This window comes from Cellulomonas sp. P5_C6, from assembly GCF_054049635.1.
Genome location: NZ_JBFULZ010000381.1, coordinates 1 through 866, shown reverse-complemented (window position 1 = coordinate 866; position 866 = coordinate 1). Strand labels below are relative to the sequence as shown.

Below are 866 nucleotides of genomic sequence, written 5' to 3'. Positions count from 1 at the left end.
GGTCCGGGACGTGGTGACGCTGCCGGCCGTGGCCTGGTCGAACGTCACCAGCTCCCACGTCCCGGCCAGCGCCGCGGGGTCCGTCGGACGGTCGTCGTCGGGCTCCGCGTCGCCCGCCCAGGGCTGCGGCGAGACCACGGGCCAGCCGTCGGCGGTCCAGACGAGCCGGCGCACCTGCACCTCGTGCTGCGTGGGGTCGTCGGCGTCCCGGACGTGGTGGACCAGCAGCTGGCGGTCGCCGTCGACGAGCACCGAGGCGTGCCCCGGGGCCAGCCAGGCGCGCCCGCCGGCCAGCGCGTGGCCGGCCAGCACGAGGGTGCCGACGAGGGCCGGGTCGCCGTCGAGCTCCGTGAGGCCGCGCCCGGTGCGGTCCACGTAGGGGCCGGTCAGCGACTCCGAGACTCCCACGCGCACGTGGTACGTCGAGAAGAGGGAGTCGTAGGAGAGCACCAGCGCGTAGCCGCCGCCGGGCCGCGGCAGCACGAACGCACCCTCGACCGCGCCCTCGACGCTGCGCGGGCGGCGGGCGAGCAGGATCCCGGGGGCGTCGCCCACCGCCAGGCCCGTCGCCGGGTCGAGCTCGAGCGCGTGGATGCCGCCGAAGAACGAGCCGTAGACCAGCCAGTGCCGGCCGTCGGCGTCGACCACCGCGTTCGCGTCGATCGCGTTCGGCCCGTCGACGTCGTGCAGGCTGGTCACCACGAGCCCGCGGTCCTCCCACGGGCCGGTCGGGTGCGGAGCGACCGCGAGGCCGATGGCGGACGTGCGCGAGCCGAACGTCGACGCCGACCAGTACATGCGCCACTCGGCACCCACGCGCACCACGTCCGGCGCCCACAAGCCGGCGGCCCCGGACCACGCAGCAC

The 866-nt window shown here is 76.6% G+C and carries 1 protein-coding gene; it reads right to left on the bottom strand.

The annotated features are described in order from the left end of the window. Nucleotides 1-840, bottom strand: an 840-nt coding sequence (locus tag ACXJKG_RS21285) for a family 43 glycosylhydrolase (protein ID WP_456847705.1), incomplete at its 3' end; no start/stop codon positions are given. Nucleotides 841-866 lie beyond the last annotated feature (26 nt).